A 21,863-nucleotide genomic window follows, 5' to 3' on the forward strand; every position below is an offset into this window, starting at 1 on the left:
CTCCCCCGGCACGGGGAGAATGCACCACGAGGGCCGTCCGTCGTCGGCGGCGGGGCCCCGTCCCACCGCCCGCACCGCAGCACCGAGGAGCGAACCAGCCCATGGCGCGTCGTCCCGCGACCCCCGACCTGCCGCCCGAGGACCTGGTCGAGAAGATCGTCGACGTCGACGTCGCGACCGAGATGGAGGGCTCGTTCCTCGAGTACGCCTACTCGGTCATCTACTCGCGCGCGCTGCCGGACGCGCGCGACGGCCTCAAGCCCGTGCAGCGGCGCATCGTCTACCAGATGGCCGACATGGGCCTGCGTCCCGACCGCCCGTACGTGAAGTCGGCGCGCGTGGTCGGCGAGGTCATGGGCAAGCTGCACCCGCACGGCGACTCGGCGATCTACGACGCGATGGTGCGGCTCGCGCAGCCGTTCTCGCTGCGGCTGCCGCTGGTCGACGGGCACGGCAACTTCGGCTCGCTCGACGACGGCCCCGCCGCGTCGCGGTACACCGAGGCGCGCATGGCGCCCGCAGCGGTCGCGATGACGCAGGGGCTCGACGAGGACGTCGTCGACTTCGTCCCCAACTACGACAACAAGCTCCAGCAGCCGGGCGTGCTGCCGGCGGCGATCCCGAACCTGCTGGTCAACGGCACGTCGGGCATCGCGGTCGGCATGGCGACGAACATGGCGCCGCACAACCTCGTCGAGGTCGTCGCGGCCGCGCGGCACCTCGTGCTGCACCCCGACGCGACGCTCGAGGACCTGCTGCGCTTCGTGCCCGGGCCGGACCTGCCGACGGGCGGCAAGATCGTCGGCCTCGACGGCGTGCGCGACGCGTACCGCACGGGCCGTGGCGCGTTCCGCACGCGCGCGACCGCGCGCGTCGAGAACGTCACGCCGCGCCGCAAGGGCATCGTCGTCACCGAGCTGCCGTACATGGTCGGGCCCGAGAAGGTCATCGAGAAGATCAAGGAGGGCGTGCAGAACAAGAAGCTCTCCGGGATCGCCGACGCGGTCGACCTCACGGACCGGCAGCACGGCCTGCGCCTGGTCATCGAGGTCAAGACCGGGTTCCACCCCGAGGCCGTGCTCGAGCAGCTCTACCGGTACACGCCGCTCGAGGACTCGTTCTCCATCAACAACGTCGCGCTGGTCGACGGGCAGCCGCGCACGCTCGGCCTGGTCGACCTGCTGCGCGTGTGGGTCGACCACCGCCTCGAGGTCGTGCGTCGTCGCACGTCGTACCGGCTGGCCAAGCGGCAGGAGCGGCTGCACCTCGTCGAGGGTCTGCTCGTGGCGATCCTCGACATCGACGAGGTCATCCAGGTCATCCGCACGTCGGACGACGCCGAGACCGCGCGCACGCGCCTGCGGTCGGTGTTCGACCTGTCCGAGCCGCAGGCCGAGTACATCCTCGAGCTGCGGCTGCGCCGCCTGACGCGGTTCTCGCGCCTCGAGCTCGAGCGCGAGCGCGACGAGCTGGTCGAGGAGATCGCCCGGCTGCAGGCGATCCTCGGCGACGACGCGCTGCTGCGCACGGTCGTCTCGGACGAGATGGCCGAGGTCGCCGCGACGTACGGCACGCCGCGCCGCACGGTCCTGCTCGAGCACGCGGGCGGCACGGGCCTCGCGGGCGTCGCGGGCGCGCCGACGTCGGCGAAGGCCGCCGCGGCGCCGCTGGAGATCCCCGACACGCCGTGCTGGGCGCTGCTGTCGGCGACGGGTCTGCTGGCCCGCACCGCCGAGGACGTCGAGCCCGTGCGGGGCGACGGCACGGTGCGCAGCCGCCACGACGTGGTCGCGTCGGCCCTCGCGACGACCGCGCGCGCCGAGGTGGGCGCGCTGACGAACCGCGGCCGCGTCGTGCGGCTGTCGGTGCTGGAGCTGCCGACCATGCCGCCCACCGACGGCCCGCCGTCGCTCTCGGGCGGCCTGCCGGTCGGCGAGGCGGTCGCGCTCGAGACCGGCGAGCGCGTGCTGGCGCTCGTGCCGCTGGGCGCCGACGCGCCGCCCGTGGCGCTCGCGACCGTGCAGGGCGTCGTCAAGCGCGTCGTGCCCGGCGACGTCCCGGCCAACCGGGACACGTGGGAGGCGATCGGCCTGCGCGACGGCGACGAGGTCGTCGCGGCCGCCCTGGCGAGTGACGAGGACGAGCTCGTGCTCGTGTCCTCGGACTCGTCGCTGCTGCACTTCCCCGCGTCCCAGGTGCGGCCGCAGGGCCGCGCGGCGGGCGGCATGGCGGGCATCAACCTCGCCGCCGGTGCCCGCGTCGTCGAGTTCGCGGTCGTGCGGCCGCAGGACGACGCCGTGGTCGTGACGGTGTCCGGCACGTCGACCGCGCTGCCCGGCACGCAGGCCGGCGCCGCCAAGGTGACGCCGTTCTCGGCGTACCCCGGCAAGGGCCGCGCGACGGGCGGCGTCCGCTCGCACCGGTTCCTCAAGGGCGAGGACGCGCTGATCCTCGCGCACGTCGGCCCCGCGCCCGCGCGCGCGACGGGTGCGGGCGGGCAGCCCGTCGACCTGCCGCCGCTCGACGAGCGCCGCGACGGGTCGGGCGTGCCGCTCGCGGCCCCCGTGCACGCGATCGGCTGACCCGGGAGGCTCCGGCCGCGCGACCGGGTCGCGGGCACGTCGTTCGGAGCACGCCGCGGCACCACCTACCGTGGTGCCGTGGCTGCCTCGCTCGACCTGCCCCGCTCCGTCCTGCTCGCGCTGTGGCTCACGGCCCCCGGCTCCCGGGACGGCGCGCTGGCCGCGGTCCAGCACGACGACGAGCCGCACGCCGTGACGTCCGAGGGCGAGACGCTCGCGCTCGACGCGTGGCTCACGTGGCTGGGCTCCCCGGTCGACGAGGTCGCCGTGCTGCTGCCCGTGCCCGGCGAGCCCGTCGCGGCACCGCCCGAGGTCTCGGGCGCCGCCGTCGAGGCCGGGGAGTGCGTGCTGCTGCGCGCCGGCGCGCGCTCGCTCGCGCTCGTGCCGGAGGTCGAGCGGTTCGGGTCCGACCTCGAGCCCGGCCACCTGGTGACGTGGCAGGCCTCCCGCGTGCCGGACTGGCGCACCGCCGTGTGGGCGCAGGTCGGCACGCTCGAGGACGCCGAGCGCGACCTGCGGCAGGGCCTGCTCACCGCGACCGAGGCGCTCGTGCAGCTCGGGGTCGAGCGCTGGAGGCCCGACGCGGCCGACGACATCGCCTCGGTGCGCGACGGTGCGCTGCCCGCGGGGCGCCTGCCGGGCGGGGTCGCGGGCCAGCGCGTGCGCGTGCTGTCGAGCGCCGCGCGGCTGCGCGCGATCGTCGCGCTCGCGACGCAGGACGACGGCGGCGCGGTGAACCTGTGGCAGGCCGACCAGAGGTCGACCGCGCTGCGCGAGGTCGACCGGGTCGCGCGCCGCGCGATGGCGGCCGCCGCGACGCAGCTGCGCCGCGGCTGACCGCCGACGCTCAGCGCTCCAGCACGCCCCGGTAGACCTCGAGCGTGCGCTCCCCGATCGCGTGCCACGAGAAGTGGTCCTCGACGCGCCGGCGCGCCGCGACGCCCCACGCGGCCGCGCGCGCCGGGTCGGACACGGCCTCGACGAGCGCGGCGCCCAGGTCGGCCACGAAGCGCTCGGGGTCGACCGGCGTGCCGGTGCCGTCCTGCACCTGGTCGATCGGCACGAGCCAGCCCGTCACGCCGTCGTCGACGACCTCGGGGATGCCGCCGGTCGCGGTCCCGACGACCGGCAGGCCGACGGCCATGGCCTCGAGGTTGACGATGCCGAGCGGCTCGTAGACCGACGGGCACGCGAACACCGTGCCGTGCGCGAGGACCGCGACGAGCTCGTCGCGCGGCAGCATCTTGTCGATCCACACCACACCGGTGCGCCGCGTGCGCAGGTCCTCGACGAGGCCCGTGACCTCCGCGAGGATCTCGGGCGTGTCGGGGGCGCCCGCGCACAGCACGACCTGCACGTCGGCGGGCAGCGCCTCGACCGCGCGCAGCAGGTACGGCAGGCCCTTCTGGCGCGTGATGCGGCCCACGAACACCACGGCCGGGCGGTCGGGGTCGATGCCCAGGCCCTGCACGACGGCGCGCGCGTGCGCGAGGTCGTCGTCCGACGTCGGGCGCCGCCAGCCGTCGAGGTCGATGCCGTTGTGCACGACGTGCACGCGCGCGGGGTCCACCGCGGGGTACGAGCGCAGGATGTCGGCGCGCATGCCGCCGCTGACGGCGATGATCGCCGCGGCCGACTCGTAGGCGGTCCGCTCGACCCAGGACGACAGCGCGTACCCGCCGCCGAGCTGCTCGGCCTTCCACGGCCGCAGCGGCTCGAGGCTGTGCGCCGTCAGCACGTGCGGCACTCCGTGCAGCAGCGACGCGAGGTGCCCGGCGAGGTTGGCGTACCAGGTGTGCGAGTGGACGAGGTCGGTCGGCGCCCCGTCGCCGTCGACGCGCCCGATGCCGTCGACGATCGCGAGGTCGACGCCCATGGTCGCGAGCGCCGGGTTGGCGCCCGCGAGGCCGCCCGGCACGTCGTAGCCGTACGTGCCCGGTTCCGCGACGGGCGCGTCGAAGCAGTGCACGCGCACGTCGACGCGTTCGCGCAGCACCGCGGTCAGGCCCGCCACGTGGACGCCCGCGCCCCCGTACACGTGCGGCGGGTACTCGCGGGTCAGCAGGTCGACGCGCACCGGATCCTCCCGTCGTGACCGGCCCACCGCCGGTCTCCAGGCGACACGCTAGCGCCCGGCGGCGCGGTGACCTCGCCCGGGACGCGTCTCGGGCCTAGGTTGGGCACATGCCAGCGCCGCGTGTCCTCGCCATCGTCCTCGCCGGAGGGGAGGGCAAGCGGCTCATGCCGCTCACCGCGCACCGCGCGAAGCCCGCGGTCCCCTTCGGCGGCATCTACCGCCTCGTCGACTTCGCCCTGTCGAACGTCATCAACTCGCGGTATCTGCACGTCATCGTGCTCACGCAGTACAAGTCGCACTCGCTCGACCGGCACGTGTCCAAGACGTGGCGCATGTCGTCGCTGCTCGGCAACTACGTCGCGGCGGTGCCCGCGCAGCAGCGCGTCGGCAAGCACTGGTACCTGGGCAGCGCGGACGCGATCTACCAGTGCCTCAACATCATCGACGACGAGCGCCCCGACATCGTGGTCGTGGTCGGCGCCGACCACGTCTACCGCATGGACTTCTCGCAGATGGTCGACGCGCACATCGACTCGGGCGCCGAGCTGACCGTCGCGGGCATCCGGCAGCCCATCGGCATGGCCGACCAGTTCGGCGTCATCGAGACCGTCCCCGGCGACCCGTCGCGCATCGCCGCGTTCCGCGAGAAGCCGTCCGACCCGACGCCCGTGCCGGACTCGCCGCTGGAGATCCTGGCCTCGATGGGCAACTACGTCGCGAACGCCGACGCCCTGGTCGAGGCGGTGACGGTCGACGCCGAGAACGTGAACTCGCGCCACGACATGGGCGGGGACATCGTGCCGTGGTTCGTCGAGCGCGGGACGGCCGGCGTGTACGACTTCATCCGCAACGACGTGCCCGGCTCGACCGACCGCGACCGCGACTACTGGCGCGACGTCGGGACGATCGAGTCGTACTTCGACGCGAACCACGACCTCATCTCGGTCGAGCCCGTGTTCAACCTCTACAACGACGCGTGGCCGCTGTACACGGGCTACACGGGCCTGCCGCCCGCGAAGTTCGTGCACGCGGGCGCGGGCCGCCTGGGGCACGCCGCGGACTCGATCGTCTCCCCCGGCGTGGTCGTGTCGGGCGCGACCGTGTCGGGGTCGGTGCTGTCCCCCGGCATCCGGCTGCACTCGTGGGCGCAGGTCACCGACTCGGTGCTCATGGACGGCGTGCAGGTCGAGCGGTACGCGCAGATCCACCGCGCGATCCTCGACAAGAACGTCGTCGTGCCGGAGCGTGCCCGCATCGGCCTCGACCCCGACCACGACCGCGCGCGCGGCTTCACGGTGACCGACAGCGGCATCACGGTCGTCCCCAAGGGCACGATCATCACGGACTGAACCGCGACCTCCCGCCGGCGGGTGCCGGCGGGAGGGCGGCGTCCGCACACCCTGCGGACGCCGCCGCGGGCACCGACCGGCCGCCACTACCCTGCCGGTCGTGGACACCCGCCCCGCCGCGCCCGCCGACACGCGACGCCTCGTCGTCATGGACGTCGACTCGACCCTCATCACGGGTGAGGTCGTCGAGATGCTCGCCGCGCGCGCCGGGTCGGTGGACCTCGTCACGGCGATCACCGAGCGCGCCATGCGCGGCGAGATCGACTTCGCGCAGTCGCTGCACGAGCGCGTCGCGACGCTCGCGGGCCTGCCGGTCACCGTGTTCGACGACGTGCTGGCCGAGGCCGAGCTCACACCGGGCGCGCGCGAGCTCGTGGCCGAGCTGCAGCGCCGCGGCTGGCCGGTCGGCCTCGTGTCGGGCGGGTTCGTCGAGGTCGTCGCGCCCCTCGCGGCGGGGCTCGGCATCGAGCTCGTGCACGCCAACCGGCTCGAGGTGCGCGACGGGCGGCTCACGGGCCGCGTCGACGGCCCCGTGGTCGACCGCGCGGCCAAGGCGACGACGCTCGCCGACTACGCGCGACGCACCGGCATCCCCCTGGAGCGCACGATCGCGATCGGCGACGGCGCGAACGACCTCGACATGCTCGCGGCCGCCGCGACCGGCGTCGCGTTCAACGCCAAGCCCGTCCTCGCGGCCGCGGCCGACGCGGTCGTCCACGACCGTCTCGACGCCGTGCTCGCGCTCGACGCGTTCCGCGAGCGCTGACGCCGCCTCAGGGCGTGCGGACCGCCACGAGCCGCGCCGCGCCGAGGTCGAGCCGGGCCCACGGGCCGTCGACCTCCAGCAGGCTCCACGTCGCGGTGGGCACGCCGGGGCGCACGCGCGCGACGGCGCCGCCGTCCGACCCGGGGCCCGCCAGCGCGTCGGCGACGTGCGACACGGTCGGCTCGTGCCCGACCACCAGCACCGTCGACGCGTCCTGCGGCACGCCGCGCACGAGGCCGAGCACCTCGGCCGCGCCCGCGTCGTAGAGCGCGTCGGTCACCGTGACCGCGGCGTCGGGCGCACCCGCCGCCGCGAGCGGCGTCCGCACGAGCTCCCACGTCTGCCGCGTGCGCAGCGCCGACGAGCACAGCACGTGCGTCGGTGCGAGCCCGGCCTCGGCGAGCGCGGCACCGACCGCGCTCGCCTGCCGCCGTCCCGCGAGCGCGAGCGGCCGCTCGTGGTCGACCACGGCGCCGCCCGGCTCGGCCTTGGCGTGACGCAGGATGACGAGGTGGTGGGTGCTCACGTGCCCAGGGTCGCAGACGCTCGGCGCGACGTCAGGGCGCGTCGCGCCCGGCGGGACGCGACGTACGTCACTGCCCCATCGCGTGCACGCCGCCGTCGACGTGCACGATCTCGCCCGTGGTCGCGGGGAACCAGTCGGACAGCAGCGCCGCGACGGTGCGCGCGGTCGGCTCGGGGTCGGTGACGTCCCAGCCGAGCGGTGCGCGGTCGGACCAGCGGCCCTCCATGGTCTCGAACCCGGGGATCGACTTGGCGGCCGTCGTGCGGATCGGCCCCGCCGAGACGAGGTTGACGCGCACGCCCTGCGGGCCGAGGTCGCGCGCGAGGTAGCGCGCGGTCGACTCGAACGCGGCCTTCGCGACGCCCATCCAGTCGTAGACGGGCCACGCGTAGCGCGCGTCGAACGTGAGGCCGACGAGGCCCGAGCCGCGCGACAGCAGCGGCAGCGCGGCGACCGCGAGCGCCTTGAGCGAGTACGCCGACACGTGCACGGCGGTCGCGACGTCGTCCCACTCGCCGGCGAGGAAGTTGCCGCCCATGACGGACTGCGGCGCGAACCCGATCGAGTGCACCACGCCGTCGAGGCGGTCGGCGTGCTCGCGCACGCGGTCGGCGAGCGCCGCGAGGTCGTCGGCGTTCGTGACGTCGAGCTCGACGACGGGCGCGGGCTGCGGGAGCCGGCGCGCGATGGCCCGCGTGAGGCGCAGCTGGCGCCCGAACGACGTGAGGATCACCTGCGCGCCCTGCTCCTGCGCGAGCCGCGCGACGTGGAACGCGATCGACCCGTCCGTGAGGACGCCGGTGACGAGGAGGGTCTTGCCCTCGAGGAGTGCCATGGTGTGCCTTTCGCGGTCACGGTCCGCCGCGCGGGGCGCGTGCGGTCGGGAGGGTGGGGTGGGGCGCGGGCTCAGTGGCCCATGCCGAGGCCGCCGTCCACGGGCAGCACGGCGCCCGAGACGTACGCGGCCGCGTCGGACGCGAGGAACTGCACGGCGGCGGCGACCTCGTCGGCCTGGCCGAACCGGCCCGCGGGGATCGAGCCGAGGTACGCCTGCTGGCGGTCCTCGGGGAGCGCCTTGGTCATGTCGGTGTCGATGAACCCGGGGGCGACGACGTTCGCGGTGATGCCGCGCGCGCCGAGCTCGCGCGTGATCGAGCGCGCCATGCCCACGAGCGCCGACTTCGACGACGCGTAGTTCACCTGGCCCGGCGAGCCGTACAGGCCGACGACGGACGAGATGAGGACGATGCGGCCGCGGCGCAGCCGGATCATGCCCTTGCTCGCGCGGCGCACGACGCGGAACGCACCGGTGAGGTTGACGTCGAGGACCTCGGCGAACTCGTCGTCGGTCATGCGCATGAGCAGCTGGTCGCGCGTGATGCCGGCGTTGGCGACGAGCACCTCGACGGGGCCGTGCGCGGCCTCGACCTGCGTGAACGCGGCGTCGACGGACGCCGTGTCCCGCACGTCGCCGATCACCTCGAGCACGCCCTCGGGGGCGCCGCCCGAGCGGACGATCGTGGCGACCTTGTCACCGCCGGCGACGAGCCGCTCGGCGATCGCGCGGCCGATGCCGCGGTTGGCGCCGGTCACCAGCACGCTGCGCTGGCGAGGGGTCGCGTCGGGGGTCGTGGGCTCGGGTGTCGTGGCAGGCACGGGACACGACGCTAGCCGAGCCGGTGCGCGGCACGGCGGTGCGGGGCGCCACGAGTTGGGGGCCGGGCGTTGTGGGACCTCGACAAAGCGTGACCTGCGCCGCGCGGCGGCCCCGGTGCGGCGCCCGCGCGGCCGGGCACAGGACCGACGCCTACCATCGGGTGGTGAGCACGCGTCGGCACGGTGCCCGGCAGGAGCCGGAGGTGCACCGCATCACCTCGGCCCCCGAGTCGCCGGCCGACGACCTGGCCCGCCGCCAGCGCCGCTACCTGTGGCAGATGGGCGTGCGCGTGGTGTGCTTCGTCGCGGCAGGGCTGCTGTGGTCGCACGTGCCGCTGTGGGTGCCGCTCGCGCTGCTGGTCGCCGCGAGCGTGCTGCCCTACGTGGCGGTGCTGCTCGCGACGACCGCGCGAAGGCGCCGCGAGGAGCCCGACGTGTACTACGAGGCGCGCGAGATCGGTCCCGCGCCCCGCAAGGACGAGCTGGGAGGTGGACGGTGAGCACGACGCCGGACGGGTCGGCCGTGCCCGACGCGGTCGACGAGCTGGTGTGCAGCGCGCGGGGGTGCCGGCAGGCGCCCGCGTGGGGTGTGCTGTGGAACAACCCCAAGCTCCACACGCCGCAGCGCCGCAAGGTGTGGCTCGCGTGCGAGGACCACCGTGAGCACCTGTCGGAGTATCTGCGGGTGCGCGACTTCCTGCGTGACGTCGTGCCCGTCGACGACCTGGACCGGGTCGGCACGTGACCGCCGCGCCGCCCGCGGGCGACGACGTCCTGCGCCTGACGCCCGCGGACCTGCGCGCCGACGCGCGCCGCCGCGCGCTCGGGCTGCTGGTCGTCGGGCTCGTCGTGGCGGTGGTGTGCACGTTCCTGGGCCGGTGGCAGTGGCACCGGCACGTCGCGCGGGACGCCGCGATCGCGGTCGTCGAGGCGAACTACGCGGCGGAGCCGGTGGACCTGGCGGACGTCGTGCCCGACCCCGCCGCGGCGCTGCCCGACGCCGACGCGTGGCGCTCGGTCGTCGTGCAGGGCCGCTACCTGCCGGAGTCGACCGTGCTGCTGCGCAACCGCCCCGTCGACGGCACGCCCGCGTACCACGCGCTCGTGCCGCTGCTGGTCACGGACGCCGCGCCCGGCGCGTTCGGGCCGCCGGTCGACGCGGGCCGCGTGCTCGTCGTGGACCGCGGGTGGGTGCCCACGGGGTCGGACGGCTCGGCCGACGTGGACGTCCCGGCGCCGCCGGCCGGGGACGTGACCGTGACGGTGCGCCTGCGTCCGGGCGAGCGCCCCAGCACGCGCACCGCACCGGACCGGCAGGCGCACGCGATCGCCCCCGCGCAGGTGCTCGCCGCGGGCGGCGTCGACGCGCCGCCCTACGCGGCCTACGGCGCCGTCGTGCGCGAGGTCCCCGCACCGGACGAGGTGCTGGGCACGCTCGCGGCCCCCAGCACCGACCCGGGGTCGCACCTGTCGTACGCGTTCCAGTGGTGGGTGTTCGCCGCCGGCGGGCTCGTCGCGTTCAGCGTGTCGGCCCGCCGCGAGTGGACCGGGGTCGGCGGGCCGCCCGTCGGGCCCCCGACGCCGGACGGCACGCCCGCTCCCCCGGCGCCCGCACCGCGCCCGCGGCGCGCCCGCGGCCGCGACGAGATCGACGAGGACGCCGAGATCGACGCGCAGGAGGCCGCGCGGCGGGTCTGAGCCGACCTGCCGGGCCGGGCACGCGTCCGGCGGGGGCGGACCCGCGCCGGGCTCAGGCCAGCGCGATGAGGTCCAGGTAGTCGGGGCCGAAGAGGTCCTCGTCGCCGTCGGGCAGCAGCAGCACGCGCTCGGGCTCGAGCGCCGCGACCGCGCCCTCGTCGTGGCTCACGAGCACGACCGCGCCCGTGTAGCCCCGCAGGGCCGCGAGGATCTCCTCGCGCGACGCGGGGTCGAGGTTGTTCGTCGGCTCGTCGAGCAGCAGCACGTTCGCGCTCGACACGACGAGGGCCGCGAGCGCGAGCCGCGTCTTCTCGCCGCCCGAGAGCACGCGCGCGGGCTTGTCGGCGTCGTCGCCCGAGAACAGGAACGAGCCGAGCACCGAGCGCACCTGCGTGTCGGTGAGGTCGGGCGCCGCGGTGCGCAGGTTCTCGACGACCGTGCGGTCCAGGTCGAGCGTCTCGTGCTCCTGCGCGTAGTACCCGAGCTTGAGCCCGTGCCCCGCGCGCACCTCGCCCGTGTCGGGGTCCTGCAGCCCGCCGAGGATCCGCAGCAGCGTCGTCTTGCCGGCGCCGTTGAGGCCGAGGATGACGACCTTGCTGCCGCGGTCGATCGCGAGCGAGACGTCGGTGAAGACCTCCTGCGAGCCGTAGGACTTCGACAGGCCCTCGGCCGTGAGCGGCGTGCGGCCGCACGGCGCCGGGTCCGGGAAGCGCAGCTTGGCCACCTTGTCGGACACGCGGACCTCCTCGAGGCCCGAGAGCATGCGCTCGGCGCGGCGCGCCATGTTCTGCGCCGCGACGGCCTTGGTGGCCTTGGCGCGCATCTTGTCGGCCTGCGCGAGCAGCGTCGCGGCCTTCTTCTCGGCGTTGGCCCGCTCGCGGCGTCGGCGCTTCTCGTCGGTCTCGCGCTGCTTCAGGTACGCGTCCCAGCCGAGGTTGTACTGGTCGAGCTGCGAGCGGTTCGCGTCCAGGTGGAACACCTTGTTGACCGTCGCGCGCAGCAGCTCGACGTCGTGGCTGATGACGACGAACCCGCCGGGGTAGACCTTGAGGTAGTCGCGCAGCCACACGATCGAGTCGGCGTCGAGGTGGTTGGTCGGCTCGTCGAGCAGCAGGGTCTCGGCACCCGAGAACAGGATGCGCGCGAGCTCGACGCGACGACGCTGACCACCCGACAGCGTGCCGAGCGTCTGCCCGAGCACGCGGTCGTCGAGGCCGAGCGCCGCGGTGATGCGGTGCGCCTCGCTCTCGGCCGCGTAGCCGCCGGCCGCGGTGAACCGCGCCTCGAGCCGCGTGTACCGGTCCATCGCCTTGTCGCGCGTCGCGTCGTCGGCCGACGCCATGAGCCCCTCGGTCTCGCGCATCGCGGCGAGCACGGCGTCCAGGCCGCGCGCCGAGAGCACGCGGTCCATCGCGAGCTGCTCGAGGTCGCCCGAGGCCGGGTCCTGCGGGAGGTAGCCGACGTCGCCGCCGCGCGAGATCGTCCCGCCCGTGGGCTGCGTCTCGCCCGCGAGGGTCTTGGTGAGGGTCGTCTTGCCGGCGCCGTTGCGGCCGACCAGCCCGATCCGGTCGCCCGCGGCGATCCGGAACGTCGTCGGCTCCAGCAGGACGCGGGCGCCGACGCGCAGCTCGACGCCCGAGGCGGTGATCACAGGTGGTCCCTCGGTTCCGTGCAGATGGTCCGGGCAGATGTCCGTGCGGACAGGTGCGGGTGCGTGCGGCGCTCGGCTCGGTGTCCGACGAGCGACTTCCTACGAGAAAGCCGCGGCGGTTCTGGCGGCCCGCACAAACGCCCACCATCCTACCGAGCCGCTAGCGTGGCCAGCGGCCCGAGCACCCGTCGGACGACCACGGGCACCGCCCAGCCCACCGCCAGGAGGCCCGCCATGTCCAGCGCTTTGCCCGACGACCGCACGTCGTCCCTGGTCGACGCGTCGACCGCCCCGGTGGCCGACGCGCCCGCCGCTCCCCCGGAGCCGCGCGCCGCACGCCGCACGAGCACCGACGTCGCGCTCGTCGCGACGTTCGCGGCGTTCGTCGCGGCGTGCGCGCTCGTGCCCGCGATCCCCACGGGCACGCCCGTGCCGATCACGCTGCAGACGTTCGGCGTGGTCGTGGCCGGGCTCGTGCTCGGTGCGCGGCGCGGGTTCCTCGCCGTCGCGCTGTACCTCGTGGTCGGCCTGGCGGGCGTCCCGGTCTTCGCGGAGATGACCGGCGGGCTCGGCGTGCTGGGCAAGCCGTCGGCCGGGTACCTGCTGGCGTTCCCGCTCGCGGCGGCCGCCGCGGGGTGGCTCGGCGGGCTCGCGCTGCGCGCGCGCCCGCGGTGGCGCTACGCCCTGCTGGTCGCCGCGGGGCTGGGGTCGTCGTTCCTCGTGACGCACCCCGCGGGGATCGTCGGGCTCATGGCGCGGCTCGGGGTCGGGCCCGGCGAGGCGCTCGCGATCGACGTCGTCTACTGGCCCGGCGACGTCGTGAAGAACCTGCTCGCCGCCGGTGTGACGCTCGCGGTGCTGCGCGCGTTCCCCGACCTGCGCCGCGGCCGCGCATGACGCGCCGCGCGTGATCGAGCTCGACGCCGCCGAGGTCACCGCGTGGTCCCCCGACCCGGCGGGCGGGCCCGAGCGCGTGGTGCGCCTGCTGGGCCCGGTGACGCTGCGGCTCGGCGAACGACGCGTCGCCGTCGTGGGGGCCAACGGGTCGGGCAAGTCCACGCTCGCGCGCCTGCTCAACGGGCTCGTGCTGCCGTCGGCCGGTGCCGTGCGCGTCGACGGCCTCGACACCGTGCGCGACGGCGCGGCCGTGCGCCGTCGCGTCGGGTTCGTGTTCACCGACCCCGACGCGCAGCTCGTCATGCCGACGCCGCTCGAGGACGTCGCGCTGTCGCTGCGCCGCACGGTGCCCGACGCGGCCGAGCGCACGGCGCGGGCCCACGCGGCCCTCGAGCGTATCGGCCTCGCGGAGCGCGCCCACGTGTCGGTGCACCAGCTCTCGGGCGGGCAGCGCCAGCTCCTCGCCCTGGCCGCCGTGCTCGCGACCGAGCCCGCCGTGCTGGTGTGCGACGAGCCCACCACGCTGCTCGACCTACGCTGGCGCACGCACGTCGACGCGCTGCTCGCGTCGCTCGACCAGCAGGTCGTGGTCGTCACGCACGACCTCGACGCGGCCGCGCGTGCCGAGCGCGTGCTCGTCGTGGACCAGGGGCAGGTCGTCGCGGACGACGCGCCCGGCCCGGCGCTCGCGCGGTACCGCGCGCTCATGACCGGGTCGTCGGACGCGGTGGCCACGCCGTGAGCCCGGTCGGCCGCCGCGGCGGGACGGCGACCACCGGGCGCCCGCTGCGCGGGCCGTGGGCCGGACCGCTCGGCCTGCACCACCCCGGCACGAGCCTCGTGCACCGCGCCCCCGCGGGCCGCAAGCTCGTCGCCCTGGCGGCGCTCGGCGTCGTCCTGGTCGTGCTGCGCGGGCCCACGGCCGCGACGCTCGCGCTCGGCGTCGTGCTGGCGCTGGCGGCGCTCGCACGCCTCCCCTGGCGACGCACGGTCCGCGGGATGCTGCCCGTGCTGGTCGCCGCGGGCGTCCTCGCGGGCTACCAGACCTGGGCGCGCGGCTGGGAGGTCGGCGTCGAGGCCGCGCTCGACGTCCTCACGCTCGTGCTCGCCGGCACGCTCGTGACCGCGACCACCCGCGCCGACGACCTGCTCGCGGTCGTCGCCCGCGCGGCCCGGCCGCTGCGCCACGTGGGGCTCCCGCCCGAGACCGTCGCGCTGGCCGTGGGCCTGTTCCTGCGCACCGTGCCGGTCGTCGCCCGCGTCGTCGGCGAGTCTCGGGACGCCGCGCGGGCGCGCGGCCTCGCGCGCGACCCGCGCGCGACGGTCGTGCCCGCGGCCGTGCGGATGGTCGCGCACGCGCGCACGACCGGCGACGCGCTCGCCGCGCGCGGCCTCGCCGACTGACCCGTCGCTCGACGAGCGCGTCCGCGGGCCGGGACCTACCGTGTGCGCGTGACCTTCAGCCAGGGCGGGAACTTCGAGGGCGGGCGCGTGCGGCGCCGCGGTCGCGCGGGCGGCGTGGCGGCCGGCGGCGGGATCGTCGGGCTCATCGCGCTCGCGATCTACCTGTTCACGGGCCAGGACCTGTCGCCCGTGCTGCAGGGGGCGCAGCAGGGCGACGGCGGCGGTCAGGTGACCGAGGTCGGCGAGTGCACGGTCGAGCAGGCCAACACCGACCCCGTGTGTCGGTTCTCGGCGACGCTGCAGTCGCTCGACGCCTACTGGGCGACCGCGGTGCCGCAGGGCGTGACGTTCCGTGCCCCCGGGGCCGACGAGTTCACGGGCGGCGTGAGCACCGGCTGCGGCCAGGCGTCGTCCGCGACGGGCCCGTTCTACTGCCCGCCCGACCAGCGCATCTACCTCGACATCACGTTCTTCGAGACCCTGCAGCAGCAGTTCGGTGCGCAGGGCGGGCCGCTCGCCGAGATGTACGTGTACGCGCACGAGTACGGCCACCACGTGCAGAACCTCACGGGCGTGTTCGACCGCGCCGACCGCAGCGGCGGAGGTGCGGAGTCCGACTCGGTGCGGGTCGAGCTGCAGGCCGACTGCTACGCGGGCATGTGGGCCGGTGCGGCCACGCAGACGCCCCGTCCCGGCACGGACACGCCGTTCCTCGAGCCGATCACCGCCGAGCAGCTCGCGCAGGCGCTCGACGCCGCGGCGGCCGTCGGCGACGACCACATCCAGCAGCAGTCGGGCGGCGGCGTGAACCCCGACACGTGGACCCACGGGTCCAGCGAGCAGCGTCAGCGCTGGTTCACCACCGGCTACGAGCAGGGGTCGCTCGCGGCGTGCGACACGTTCGCGACCGACAGCCTCTGAGCAGCGCGGTCGGCCCCCGCCGCCGGGCCGACGCACGGACGCCCCCGCACCGGTCCGGTGCGGGGGCGTCCGCCGGGCTGCGTCAGATGTTGAACCCGAGGGCCCGCATCTGCTCGCGGCCGTCGGTCGTGATCTTCTCGGGGCCCCACGGCGGCATCCAGACCCAGTTGATGCGGAAGCCGTCGACGATGCCGTCGAGCGCCTGCGCGGACTGGTCCTCGATGACGTCGGTCAGCGGGCAGGCCGCCGACGTGAGCGTCATGTCGATGACCGCGGTGTTGGTCTGGTCGATGACGACGCCGTACACGAGGCCGAGGTCGACGACGTTGATGCCGAGCTCGGGGTCGATGACGTCGCGCATCGCCTCCTCGACGTCGGCGACCGTCGCGGCCCCCGCGGCCGCGGGGGCGCCGTCGACCGCGGCGGGGGTGGTGGGTTCGGTGGTCATGCGTCCTCCGTCGTACGGGCACCGGACAGGATGAGGGCGTCGTCGAGCGCGACCCAGCCGAGCAGGGCGCACTTGACGCGTGCGGCGTAGCGGGAGACGCCCGCGAACGCGACGGCGTCACCCAGGGCCTCCTCCTCGGCCTCGTCGGCGAGCCCCGCACCCTGCGACTGCAGCATCGTGCGGAACGACGCGGCGAGCCGGTCGACGGTCGCGAGGTCCTGGCCGACGACCAGGTCGTGCAGCACCGACGTCGACGCCTGCGAGATCGAGCAGCCCTGGCCCTCCCACGCGACGCCGCGCACGACCGGCGTGCCGCCGCTCGTGTCGACGTCGACGTGCAGCGTCACCTCGTCGCCGCAGGTCGGGTTGACCTGGTGCGACGTCGCGGCGCACGTGCCGTGGTCGGCCGCCGCGACGCCGACCGCGCCGACACCGTCGGGCAGGCCGCGGCCGTGCGGGAACTTCGCGTGGTCGAGGATGACCTGCTGGTACAGCTGCTCCATGGCCGAGCTCATGCGGGCCTCCCGTCCGTCGTCGTGCCGCCCAGTCCGAAGAACGCGCGGACCCCCACGAGTGCTTCCCGGAACGCCGCGACGTCGTCGTCGGTCGTGTAGACGCCCGCGCTCGCGCGGGCCGTGGCGGCGACGCCGAACCGGCGGTGCAGCGGCTGCGCGCAGTGGTGGCCGACGCGCACGGCCACGCCGGCGTCGTCGAGCACCTGCCCGACGTCGTGGGCGTGCACGCCGTCGACGACGAACGACACCGCCGCGAGCCGGTCGCGGTTCTCGGTCGGGCCGATCACGCGGACGCCGGGCACGGACGCGACCGCGTCGAGGAGCAGCCCCGCGAGGTGCCGCTCGTGCGCCGCGACCGCGGGCATGCCGAGCTCCGACAGGTAGGTCGCGGCGCAGCCGAGCGCGACGGCCTGCGACACCATCTGCGTGCCGGCCTCGAAGCGCTGCGGCGGCGGCGCGTACGTCGTCGCCTCCATGGTGACGACCTCGACCATCGAGCCGCCGGTCGTCACGGGCGGCATCGCCTCGAGCAGCTCGCGCCGTCCGTACAGCGCGCCCACGCCCGTGGGGCCGTACATCTTGTGCCCCGAGAACGCCGCGAAGTCCACGCCGAGCGCGGCGAGGTCGACCGGCAGGTGCGGCACGGACTGGCACGCGTCGAGCACGGTCAGCGCGCCGACCTCGCGCGCGCGGGCCACGAACGCCTCGACGGGGGTCACCGCGCCCGTGACGTTGGACGCGTGCGTGAACGCCAGCACGCGCGTGCGCTCGGTGACGACCGTCGCGAGCTCGTCGGTGCGCAGGCGCCCGTCGTCGTCCACGCCGATCCAGCGCAGCGTCGCACCCGTGCGGGCCGCGAGCTCCTGCCACGGCACGAGGTTCGCGTGGTGCTCGGACTCGGTGACGACGATCTCGTCGCCCGGCGCGAGTGCGAACCGGCGGGCGGCCCGGCCCCCGCGCCCCGCGGTCGCGTTCGACATCGCGTACGCGACGAGGTTGATCGCGGCGGTGGCGTTCGAGGTCCACACGAGCTCGCCGGGCGTCGCGCCCACGAACGCGGCGACGCGTGCGCGGGCGTCCTCGAACGCGTGCGTCGCCTCCTCGGCGAGCTGGTGCGCGCCGCGGTGCACGGCCGCGTTGCGCCGCACGTAGAAGTCCTGCTCGGCGTCGAGGACGACCTCGGGCTTCTGCGAGGTCGCGCCCGAGTCGAGGTAGACGAGCGGGCGCCCGTCGCGCAGCGTGCGCTCCAGGAGCGGGAAGTCGGCGCGCACGGCGGCGAGTTCGGCCGCCGACAGGGTCGGCGCGAGCGGCTCGAGCGTGCTGGTCATGGGGTCCTCCGGGCGGACGGGAGGCGGCCGGCGGGGCGACCCCGCGGGGGCGCGGGGTCAGGTGGCGACGGTCGCCCAGGGACGAGGGTGCGGTGGCCGCCGGTGCGCGCGGGGCGCCCGGCGGCCACCGGGACGGTGCTCAGGCGGAGGTGCCGGCCGGCAGGAACCGGTCGTAGCCCTCGTTCTCGAGCCGGTCGGCCAGCTCGGGGCCGCCCTGCTCGGCGATCTTGCCGTCGACGAAGACGTGCACGAAGTCCGGCTTGATGTAGCGCAGGATGCGCGTGTAGTGCGTGATCAGCAGCATGCCGACGTCGGTGGTCTCGCGGACGCGGTTGACGCCCTCGGACACGATGCGCAGCGCGTCGACGTCGAGGCCCGAGTCGGTCTCGTCGAGGATCGCGAAGCGCGGCTTGAGCAGCTCCATCTGGAGGATCTCGTGGCGCTTCTTCTCGCCGCCCGAGAAGCCCTCGTTGACCGAGCGCTCGGCGAACGACGCGTCCATGCGCAGGTTGTCCATCGCGCCGCGCACGTCCTTGACCCACGAGCGCAGCGGGGGCGCCTCGCCGTCGATCGCGGTCTTGGCGGTGCGCAGGAAGTTCGACACCGACACGCCGGGGACCTCGACCGGGTACTGCATGGCGAGGAACATGCCGGCGCGGGCGCGCTCGTCGACCGACATCGCGAGCACGTCCTCGCCGTCGAGCAGCACGGTGCCCGACGTGATCTCGTACTTGGGGTGGCCGGCCAGCGAGTACGCCAGCGTGGACTTGCCGGACCCGTTGGGGCCCATGATCGCGTGGGTCTCGCCGCTGTTCACGGTGAGGTCGACGCCGCGCAGGATGGGCTTGGGGCCCTCCTTCGTCTCGACGCTGACGTGCAGGTCGCGGATCTCCAGGGTGGACATCTCGGGGTACTCCTCGGGGGTCAGAGCGGGGCGTCGACGTCGACGAGCACACGCTCGCCGTCGACGGTCACGGGGTAGACGGGGACGGGGCGGACCGCGGGCGGCGACAGGGGCTCACCGGTGCGCAGGTCGAACTTCGACCCGTGCAGCCAGCACTCGACCGTGCAGTCCTCGACCTCGCCGTCGGACAGCGAGACGGCGCCGTGCGAGCAGATGTCGCTGATGGCGTGCCAGTCGCCGGACTCGTCGCGCACGACGGCGACCTCGACGGGGCCGGCGGGGCCCTCGAGCTCGACGCGCAGCGTGCCGGCGACCGGCACGTCCGCCGTCAGGCAGGCGAGCTGAGCGGTCATGCCGTGGTCACCGACGCGTCGGAGCCCTCGACCTGGGGCGTCGTGCCGAGGATCTCGCTCATGGACTTCTCGAGCTCGGCCTCGATCGACGCGATGAGCCGCTCCTCGACCTCGGGCACGCCGATCTCGTGGATGAGCTCGGCGAAGAACCCGCGCACGACGAGGCGACGCGCGTCGGCCTCGGGGATGCCGCGGGCGCGCAGGTAGAACAGCTGCTCGTCGTCGAAGCGCCCGGTGGCCGAGGCGTGCCCGGCCCCCTCGATGACGCCCGTCTCGATCTCGAGGTTCGGCACCGAGTCGGCGCGCGCACCGTCGGTGAGGACGAGGTTGCGGTTGAGCTCGTACGTGTCGGTGCCCTCGGCCGCCGCGCGGATCAGCACGTCGCCGACCCACACGGTGTGGGCGCCGGCACCCTGCAGCGCGCCCTTGTAGGTCACGCGCGAGACGCAGCTCGGGACCGCGTGGTCGACGAACAGGCGGTGCTCCTGGTGCTGGTCGGCGTCCGCGAAGTACGCGCCCAGCGCCGTGACCGACGCACCCTCGCCGACGAACTCGGTGTCGGGCGTGACGCGCACGACGTCGCCGCCGAGCGTCACGACGATGTGCTTGACCGTCGCGTCGCGGCCGATGCGCAGGCGGTGGCTCGCGGCGTGCACCGAGCCCTCCGCCCAGTCCTGCACGGACACGACCGTGAGGTGCGCGCCGTCCTCCGCGACGATCTCGACCGTCTCGGTGAGGTTGGCGTGCCCGACGTGGTCGAGCACGACGACGCCCTGCGAGAGCGGCTCGGCGTGCACCAGCAGGTGCGCGGCCGTCGGCTCGAGCGGCGCCTCGTGCGTGCCGGCGCCCTCGACGCCCTCGACGACCACCGAGGTGACCTTCGAGGACACGGACTCGCGCGGCAGCGTCACGACGGTCGCGCGCTCGAACGACGCCCACGCCACGGCCGCGGCGCGGTCGCCGGGGACGCCCGCGCGGCCGAGCCGCGCGTCGTCGCGGTCGACGATCTCGACGCGCGCCTCGGGCGCCTCGACGACCGTCGTGAGGACGCCGTGGCCCGTCAGGACGCCGTCGCTCGCGCCCGCGAACAGCGGTGCGAACCGGTCGACCGGCGCGAAGCGCCACTCCTCCTCGCGCCCGGTGGGCACGGGGAAGTCGGCGACGTCGAAGCTCGTGCGCCGCGCGGCGCGCGACGCCTCGGGCACCGTGCCGACGCCGTGGCTGTGCGCACCGTCGGCGACCGCGCGCGAGTGGTCCGTCGAGAGGCCGGTCGCGGCGCCCTCGTTCGTCGTGGTCGTCATCAGCCGACGGCCCCTTCCATCTGCAGCTCGATGAGGCGGTTGAGCTCGAGGGCGTACTCCATGGGCAGCTCGCGCGCGATGGGCTCGACGAACCCGCGCACGATCATCGCCATGGCCTCGGTCTCGGCCATGCCCCGGGACATGAGGTAGAACAGCTGGTCCTCGCTCACGCGCGACACGGTCGCCTCGTGGCCCATCGACACGTCGTCCTCGCGGACGTCCACGTACGGGTACGTGTCGGAGCGCGAGATCTGGTCGACCAGCAGCGCGTCGCACAGCACGTTGGACGCCGAGTGAGACGCGCCCTCGAGGATCTGCACGAGACCCCGGTAGGACGTGCGGCCGCCGCCGCGCGCGACCGACTTCGACACGATCGAGCTCGACGTGTGCGGTGCGGCGTGCACCATCTTGGAGCCGGCGTCCTGGTGCTGGCCCTCGCCGGCGAACGCGATCGACAGCGTCTCGCCGCGCGCGTGCTCGCCCATGAGGTAGATCGCCGGGTACTTCATGGTGACCTTGGAGCCGATGTTGCCGTCGACCCACTCCATCGTCCCACCCTCGGCCACGGTCGCCCGCTTGGTCACGAGGTTGTAGACGTTGTTCGACCAGTTCTGGATCGTCGTGTAGCGCACGCGCGCGTTCTTCTTCACGACGATCTCGACCACGGCGGAGTGCAGCGAGTCCGACTGGTAGATCGGCGCGGTGCAGCCCTCGACGTAGTGCACGTAGGAGCCCTCGTCGGCGATGATCAGCGTCCGCTCGAACTGGCCCATGTTCTCGGTGTTGATCCGGAAGTAGGCCTGCAGCGGGATCTCGACGTGCACGCCCGGCGGCACGTAGACGAACGAGCCGCCCGACCACGTGGCCGTGTTGAGCGACGCGAACTTGTTGTCGCCCGGGGGCACGACCGAGCCGAAGTACTGCTCGAAGATCTCGGGGTGCTCGCGCAGACCCGTGTCGGTGTCGAGGAAGATGACGCCCTGTTCCTCGAGCGACTCCTGGATCTGGTGGTAGACCACCTCGGACTCGTACTGCGCGGCGACGCCCGCGACGAGGCGCTGCTTCTCCGCCTCCGGGATGCCGAGGCGGTCGTACGTGTTCTTGATGTCCTCCGGCAGGTCCTCCCAGCTGGTGGCCTGCTTCTCGGTGGACCGCACGAAGTACTTGATGTTGTCGAAGTCGATGCCCGACAGGTCCGCGCCCCACCAGGGCATGGGCTTCTTGTCGAACAGGCGCAGGGCCTTCAGGCGCGTCTTGAGCATCCACTCGGGCTCGTTCTTGAGCCGCGAGATGTCGCGCACGACGTCCTCCGACAGGCCGCGGCGCGCGGAGGCGCCGGCGACGTCGGGGTCGTGCCAGCCGTAGGTGTAGTTGCCGATCGAGGCGATGGCCTCGTCCTGGCTCAGCGGCTCGGTGGCCGCCGGCCGGGTGGCCGTGTCGTCCGTGGGTGCGCTCATGGTGTCGGTCCTTCCGTCGAGTGCACGGCG

Annotated in this window: 23 protein-coding genes; 11 read left to right on the forward strand and 12 right to left on the reverse strand. The window is 74.7% G+C overall.

What is annotated here, in order from left to right:
• Positions 1-101 precede the first annotated feature (101 nt).
• Together E4A51_RS16695 and E4A51_RS16700 are read left to right on the forward strand one after the other, a co-directional pair.
• Positions 102-2,582, forward strand: coding sequence for a DNA topoisomerase (ATP-hydrolyzing) subunit A (locus E4A51_RS16695; RefSeq protein ID WP_070318919.1), 2,481 nt, complete (start codon positions 102-104; stop codon positions 2,580-2,582).
• Between the two features lie 78 nt (positions 2,583-2,660).
• A complete protein-coding gene (locus E4A51_RS16700; RefSeq protein ID WP_070318920.1) occupies positions 2,661-3,419 on the forward strand; it encodes a hypothetical protein in 759 nt (252 codons plus the stop codon).
• 10 nt (positions 3,420-3,429) lie between these two features.
• Here E4A51_RS16700 and glgA read toward each other — a convergent pair whose 3' ends face one another.
• Positions 3,430-4,659, reverse strand: a complete 1,230-nt coding sequence (gene glgA, locus E4A51_RS16705) for a glycogen synthase (RefSeq protein WP_070318921.1) — start codon at positions 4,657-4,659, stop codon at positions 3,430-3,432.
• A gap of 107 nt (positions 4,660-4,766) precedes the next feature.
• Here glgA and E4A51_RS16710 point away from each other — a divergent pair, with 107 nt between their 5' ends.
• Complete coding sequence (locus E4A51_RS16710) at positions 4,767-6,008, forward strand: glucose-1-phosphate adenylyltransferase (protein WP_134852412.1); 1,242 nt, start codon at positions 4,767-4,769, stop codon at positions 6,006-6,008.
• Between the two features lie 100 nt (positions 6,009-6,108).
• Positions 6,109-6,774 carry a phosphoserine phosphatase SerB gene (gene serB, locus E4A51_RS16715; RefSeq protein WP_255430699.1) on the forward strand — a complete coding sequence of 222 codons (666 nt, stop codon included), beginning with the start codon at positions 6,109-6,111 and terminating at the stop codon, positions 6,772-6,774.
• 7 nt (positions 6,775-6,781) lie between these two features.
• Here the strand turns inward: serB and E4A51_RS16720 are convergent, their stop codons facing one another.
• From E4A51_RS16720 to fabG, 3 genes are all read right to left on the reverse strand, one after another.
• Complete coding sequence (locus E4A51_RS16720) at positions 6,782-7,300, reverse strand: histidine phosphatase family protein (RefSeq protein ID WP_134852413.1); 519 nt, start codon at positions 7,298-7,300, stop codon at positions 6,782-6,784.
• 67 nt (positions 7,301-7,367) lie between these two features.
• Positions 7,368-8,135, reverse strand: coding sequence for an enoyl-ACP reductase FabI (fabI, locus tag E4A51_RS16725; RefSeq protein WP_134852414.1), 768 nt, complete (start codon positions 8,133-8,135; stop codon positions 7,368-7,370).
• A gap of 71 nt (positions 8,136-8,206) precedes the next feature.
• A complete protein-coding gene (gene fabG, locus E4A51_RS16730; RefSeq protein ID WP_070318925.1) occupies positions 8,207-8,956 on the reverse strand; it encodes a 3-oxoacyl-ACP reductase FabG in 750 nt (249 codons plus the stop codon).
• Positions 8,957-9,120: 164 nt separating this feature from the next.
• Here fabG and E4A51_RS16735 point away from each other — a divergent pair, with 164 nt between their 5' ends.
• Genes E4A51_RS16735 through E4A51_RS16745 form a run of 3 tightly spaced genes read left to right on the forward strand, consistent with a single transcriptional unit; the run spans position 9,121 to position 10,654 of the window.
• The gene (locus tag E4A51_RS16735; protein ID WP_046530487.1) at positions 9,121-9,456 is read left to right on the forward strand and encodes a DUF3099 domain-containing protein; all 336 of its coding nucleotides are present in this window, start codon (positions 9,121-9,123) and stop codon (positions 9,454-9,456) included.
• Complete coding sequence (locus E4A51_RS16740; RefSeq protein WP_134852415.1) at positions 9,453-9,701, forward strand: hypothetical protein; 249 nt, start codon at positions 9,453-9,455, stop codon at positions 9,699-9,701. The genes E4A51_RS16735 and E4A51_RS16740 overlap by 4 nt, the downstream gene beginning before the upstream one ends.
• On the forward strand, positions 9,698-10,654 hold the full coding sequence (locus E4A51_RS16745) for an SURF1 family protein (protein ID WP_240696525.1): 957 nt from the start codon (positions 9,698-9,700) through the stop codon (positions 10,652-10,654). Before E4A51_RS16740 ends, E4A51_RS16745 begins: the two co-directional genes overlap by 4 nt.
• Positions 10,655-10,706: 52 nt before the next feature.
• Here E4A51_RS16745 and E4A51_RS16750 read toward each other — a convergent pair whose 3' ends face one another.
• A complete protein-coding gene (locus E4A51_RS16750) occupies positions 10,707-12,305 on the reverse strand; it encodes an ABC-F family ATP-binding cassette domain-containing protein (RefSeq protein ID WP_070318926.1) in 1,599 nt (532 codons plus the stop codon).
• A gap of 234 nt (positions 12,306-12,539) precedes the next feature.
• Here E4A51_RS16750 and E4A51_RS16755 point away from each other — a divergent pair, with 234 nt between their 5' ends.
• The 4 genes from E4A51_RS16755 to E4A51_RS16770 are packed head-to-tail and all read left to right on the forward strand — an operon-like array spanning position 12,540 to position 15,527.
• The gene (locus E4A51_RS16755; protein ID WP_070318927.1) at positions 12,540-13,202 is read left to right on the forward strand and encodes a biotin transporter BioY; all 663 of its coding nucleotides are present in this window, start codon (positions 12,540-12,542) and stop codon (positions 13,200-13,202) included.
• Positions 13,203-13,212: 10 nt separating this feature from the next.
• The gene (locus E4A51_RS16760) at positions 13,213-13,944 is read left to right on the forward strand and encodes an energy-coupling factor ABC transporter ATP-binding protein (protein ID WP_070318928.1); all 732 of its coding nucleotides are present in this window, start codon (positions 13,213-13,215) and stop codon (positions 13,942-13,944) included.
• Positions 13,941-14,606 (forward strand): energy-coupling factor transporter transmembrane protein EcfT, encoded by a 666-nt coding sequence (locus tag E4A51_RS16765; RefSeq protein WP_134852416.1) that lies wholly within the window; start codon positions 13,941-13,943, stop codon positions 14,604-14,606. The genes E4A51_RS16760 and E4A51_RS16765 overlap by 4 nt, the downstream gene beginning before the upstream one ends.
• A 48-nt stretch (positions 14,607-14,654) precedes the next feature.
• Complete coding sequence (locus E4A51_RS16770; protein ID WP_046530484.1) at positions 14,655-15,527, forward strand: neutral zinc metallopeptidase; 873 nt, start codon at positions 14,655-14,657, stop codon at positions 15,525-15,527.
• Between the two features lie 82 nt (positions 15,528-15,609).
• Here E4A51_RS16770 and E4A51_RS16775 read toward each other — a convergent pair whose 3' ends face one another.
• The 7 genes from E4A51_RS16775 to sufB all read right to left on the reverse strand — a co-directional run bounded on the left by E4A51_RS16775 (position 15,610) and on the right by sufB (position 21,833).
• Positions 15,610-15,975: a metal-sulfur cluster assembly factor gene (locus E4A51_RS16775; RefSeq protein ID WP_070318929.1), complete on the reverse strand. Its 366-nt coding sequence runs from the start codon at positions 15,973-15,975 to the stop codon at positions 15,610-15,612.
• Positions 15,972-16,490: a Fe-S cluster assembly sulfur transfer protein SufU gene (sufU, locus tag E4A51_RS16780; RefSeq protein ID WP_082659823.1), complete on the reverse strand. Its 519-nt coding sequence runs from the start codon at positions 16,488-16,490 to the stop codon at positions 15,972-15,974. Before sufU ends, E4A51_RS16775 begins: the two co-directional genes overlap by 4 nt.
• Positions 16,487-17,818, reverse strand: coding sequence for a SufS family cysteine desulfurase (locus tag E4A51_RS16785; RefSeq protein WP_134852417.1), 1,332 nt, complete (start codon positions 17,816-17,818; stop codon positions 16,487-16,489). Before E4A51_RS16785 ends, sufU begins: the two co-directional genes overlap by 4 nt.
• Before the next feature lie 139 nt (positions 17,819-17,957).
• A complete protein-coding gene (sufC, locus tag E4A51_RS16790; RefSeq protein ID WP_046528243.1) occupies positions 17,958-18,722 on the reverse strand; it encodes a Fe-S cluster assembly ATPase SufC in 765 nt (254 codons plus the stop codon).
• A 20-nt stretch (positions 18,723-18,742) separates the two neighbouring features.
• A complete protein-coding gene (locus E4A51_RS16795) occupies positions 18,743-19,075 on the reverse strand; it encodes a non-heme iron oxygenase ferredoxin subunit (protein WP_046528242.1) in 333 nt (110 codons plus the stop codon).
• Positions 19,072-20,376 carry a Fe-S cluster assembly protein SufD gene (gene sufD, locus E4A51_RS16800; protein WP_087508729.1) on the reverse strand — a complete coding sequence of 435 codons (1,305 nt, stop codon included), beginning with the start codon at positions 20,374-20,376 and terminating at the stop codon, positions 19,072-19,074. The genes E4A51_RS16795 and sufD overlap by 4 nt, the downstream gene beginning before the upstream one ends.
• Entirely contained in the window at positions 20,376-21,833 is a 1,458-nt protein-coding gene (gene sufB, locus E4A51_RS16805; protein WP_046528240.1) for a Fe-S cluster assembly protein SufB, read from the reverse strand. Before sufB ends, sufD begins: the two co-directional genes overlap by 1 nt.
• Between the last annotated feature and the right edge of the window lie 30 nt (positions 21,834-21,863).

The sequence above is a fragment of the Cellulomonas sp. HD19AZ1 genome (assembly GCF_004535805.1).
Taxonomy (GTDB): Bacteria; Actinomycetota; Actinomycetes; order Actinomycetales; family Cellulomonadaceae; genus Cellulomonas; species Cellulomonas iranensis.

Coding starts and splice junctions, on each gene's coding strand:
- E4A51_RS16695 (WP_070318919.1), top strand. CDS start 102: ATGGCGCGTCGTCCCGCGACCCCCGACCTGCCGCCCGAGGACCTGGTC.
- E4A51_RS16710 (WP_134852412.1), top strand. CDS start 4,767: ATGCCAGCGCCGCGTGTCCTCGCCATCGTCCTCGCCGGAGGGGAGGGC.
- fabI (WP_134852414.1), bottom strand. CDS start 8,135: ATGGCACTCCTCGAGGGCAAGACCCTCCTCGTCACCGGCGTCCTCACG.
- E4A51_RS16755 (WP_070318927.1), top strand. CDS start 12,540: ATGTCCAGCGCTTTGCCCGACGACCGCACGTCGTCCCTGGTCGACGCG.
- E4A51_RS16775 (WP_070318929.1), bottom strand. CDS start 15,975: ATGACCACCGAACCCACCACCCCCGCCGCGGTCGACGGCGCCCCCGCG.
- sufU (WP_082659823.1), bottom strand. CDS start 16,490: ATGAGCTCGGCCATGGAGCAGCTGTACCAGCAGGTCATCCTCGACCAC.
- E4A51_RS16785 (WP_134852417.1), bottom strand. CDS start 17,818: ATGACCAGCACGCTCGAGCCGCTCGCGCCGACCCTGTCGGCGGCCGAA.
- sufC (WP_046528243.1), bottom strand. CDS start 18,722: ATGTCCACCCTGGAGATCCGCGACCTGCACGTCAGCGTCGAGACGAAG.
- E4A51_RS16795 (WP_046528242.1), bottom strand. CDS start 19,075: ATGACCGCTCAGCTCGCCTGCCTGACGGCGGACGTGCCGGTCGCCGGC.
- sufD (WP_087508729.1), bottom strand. CDS start 20,376: ATGACGACCACGACGAACGAGGGCGCCGCGACCGGCCTCTCGACGGAC.
- sufB (WP_046528240.1), bottom strand. CDS start 21,833: ATGAGCGCACCCACGGACGACACGGCCACCCGGCCGGCGGCCACCGAG.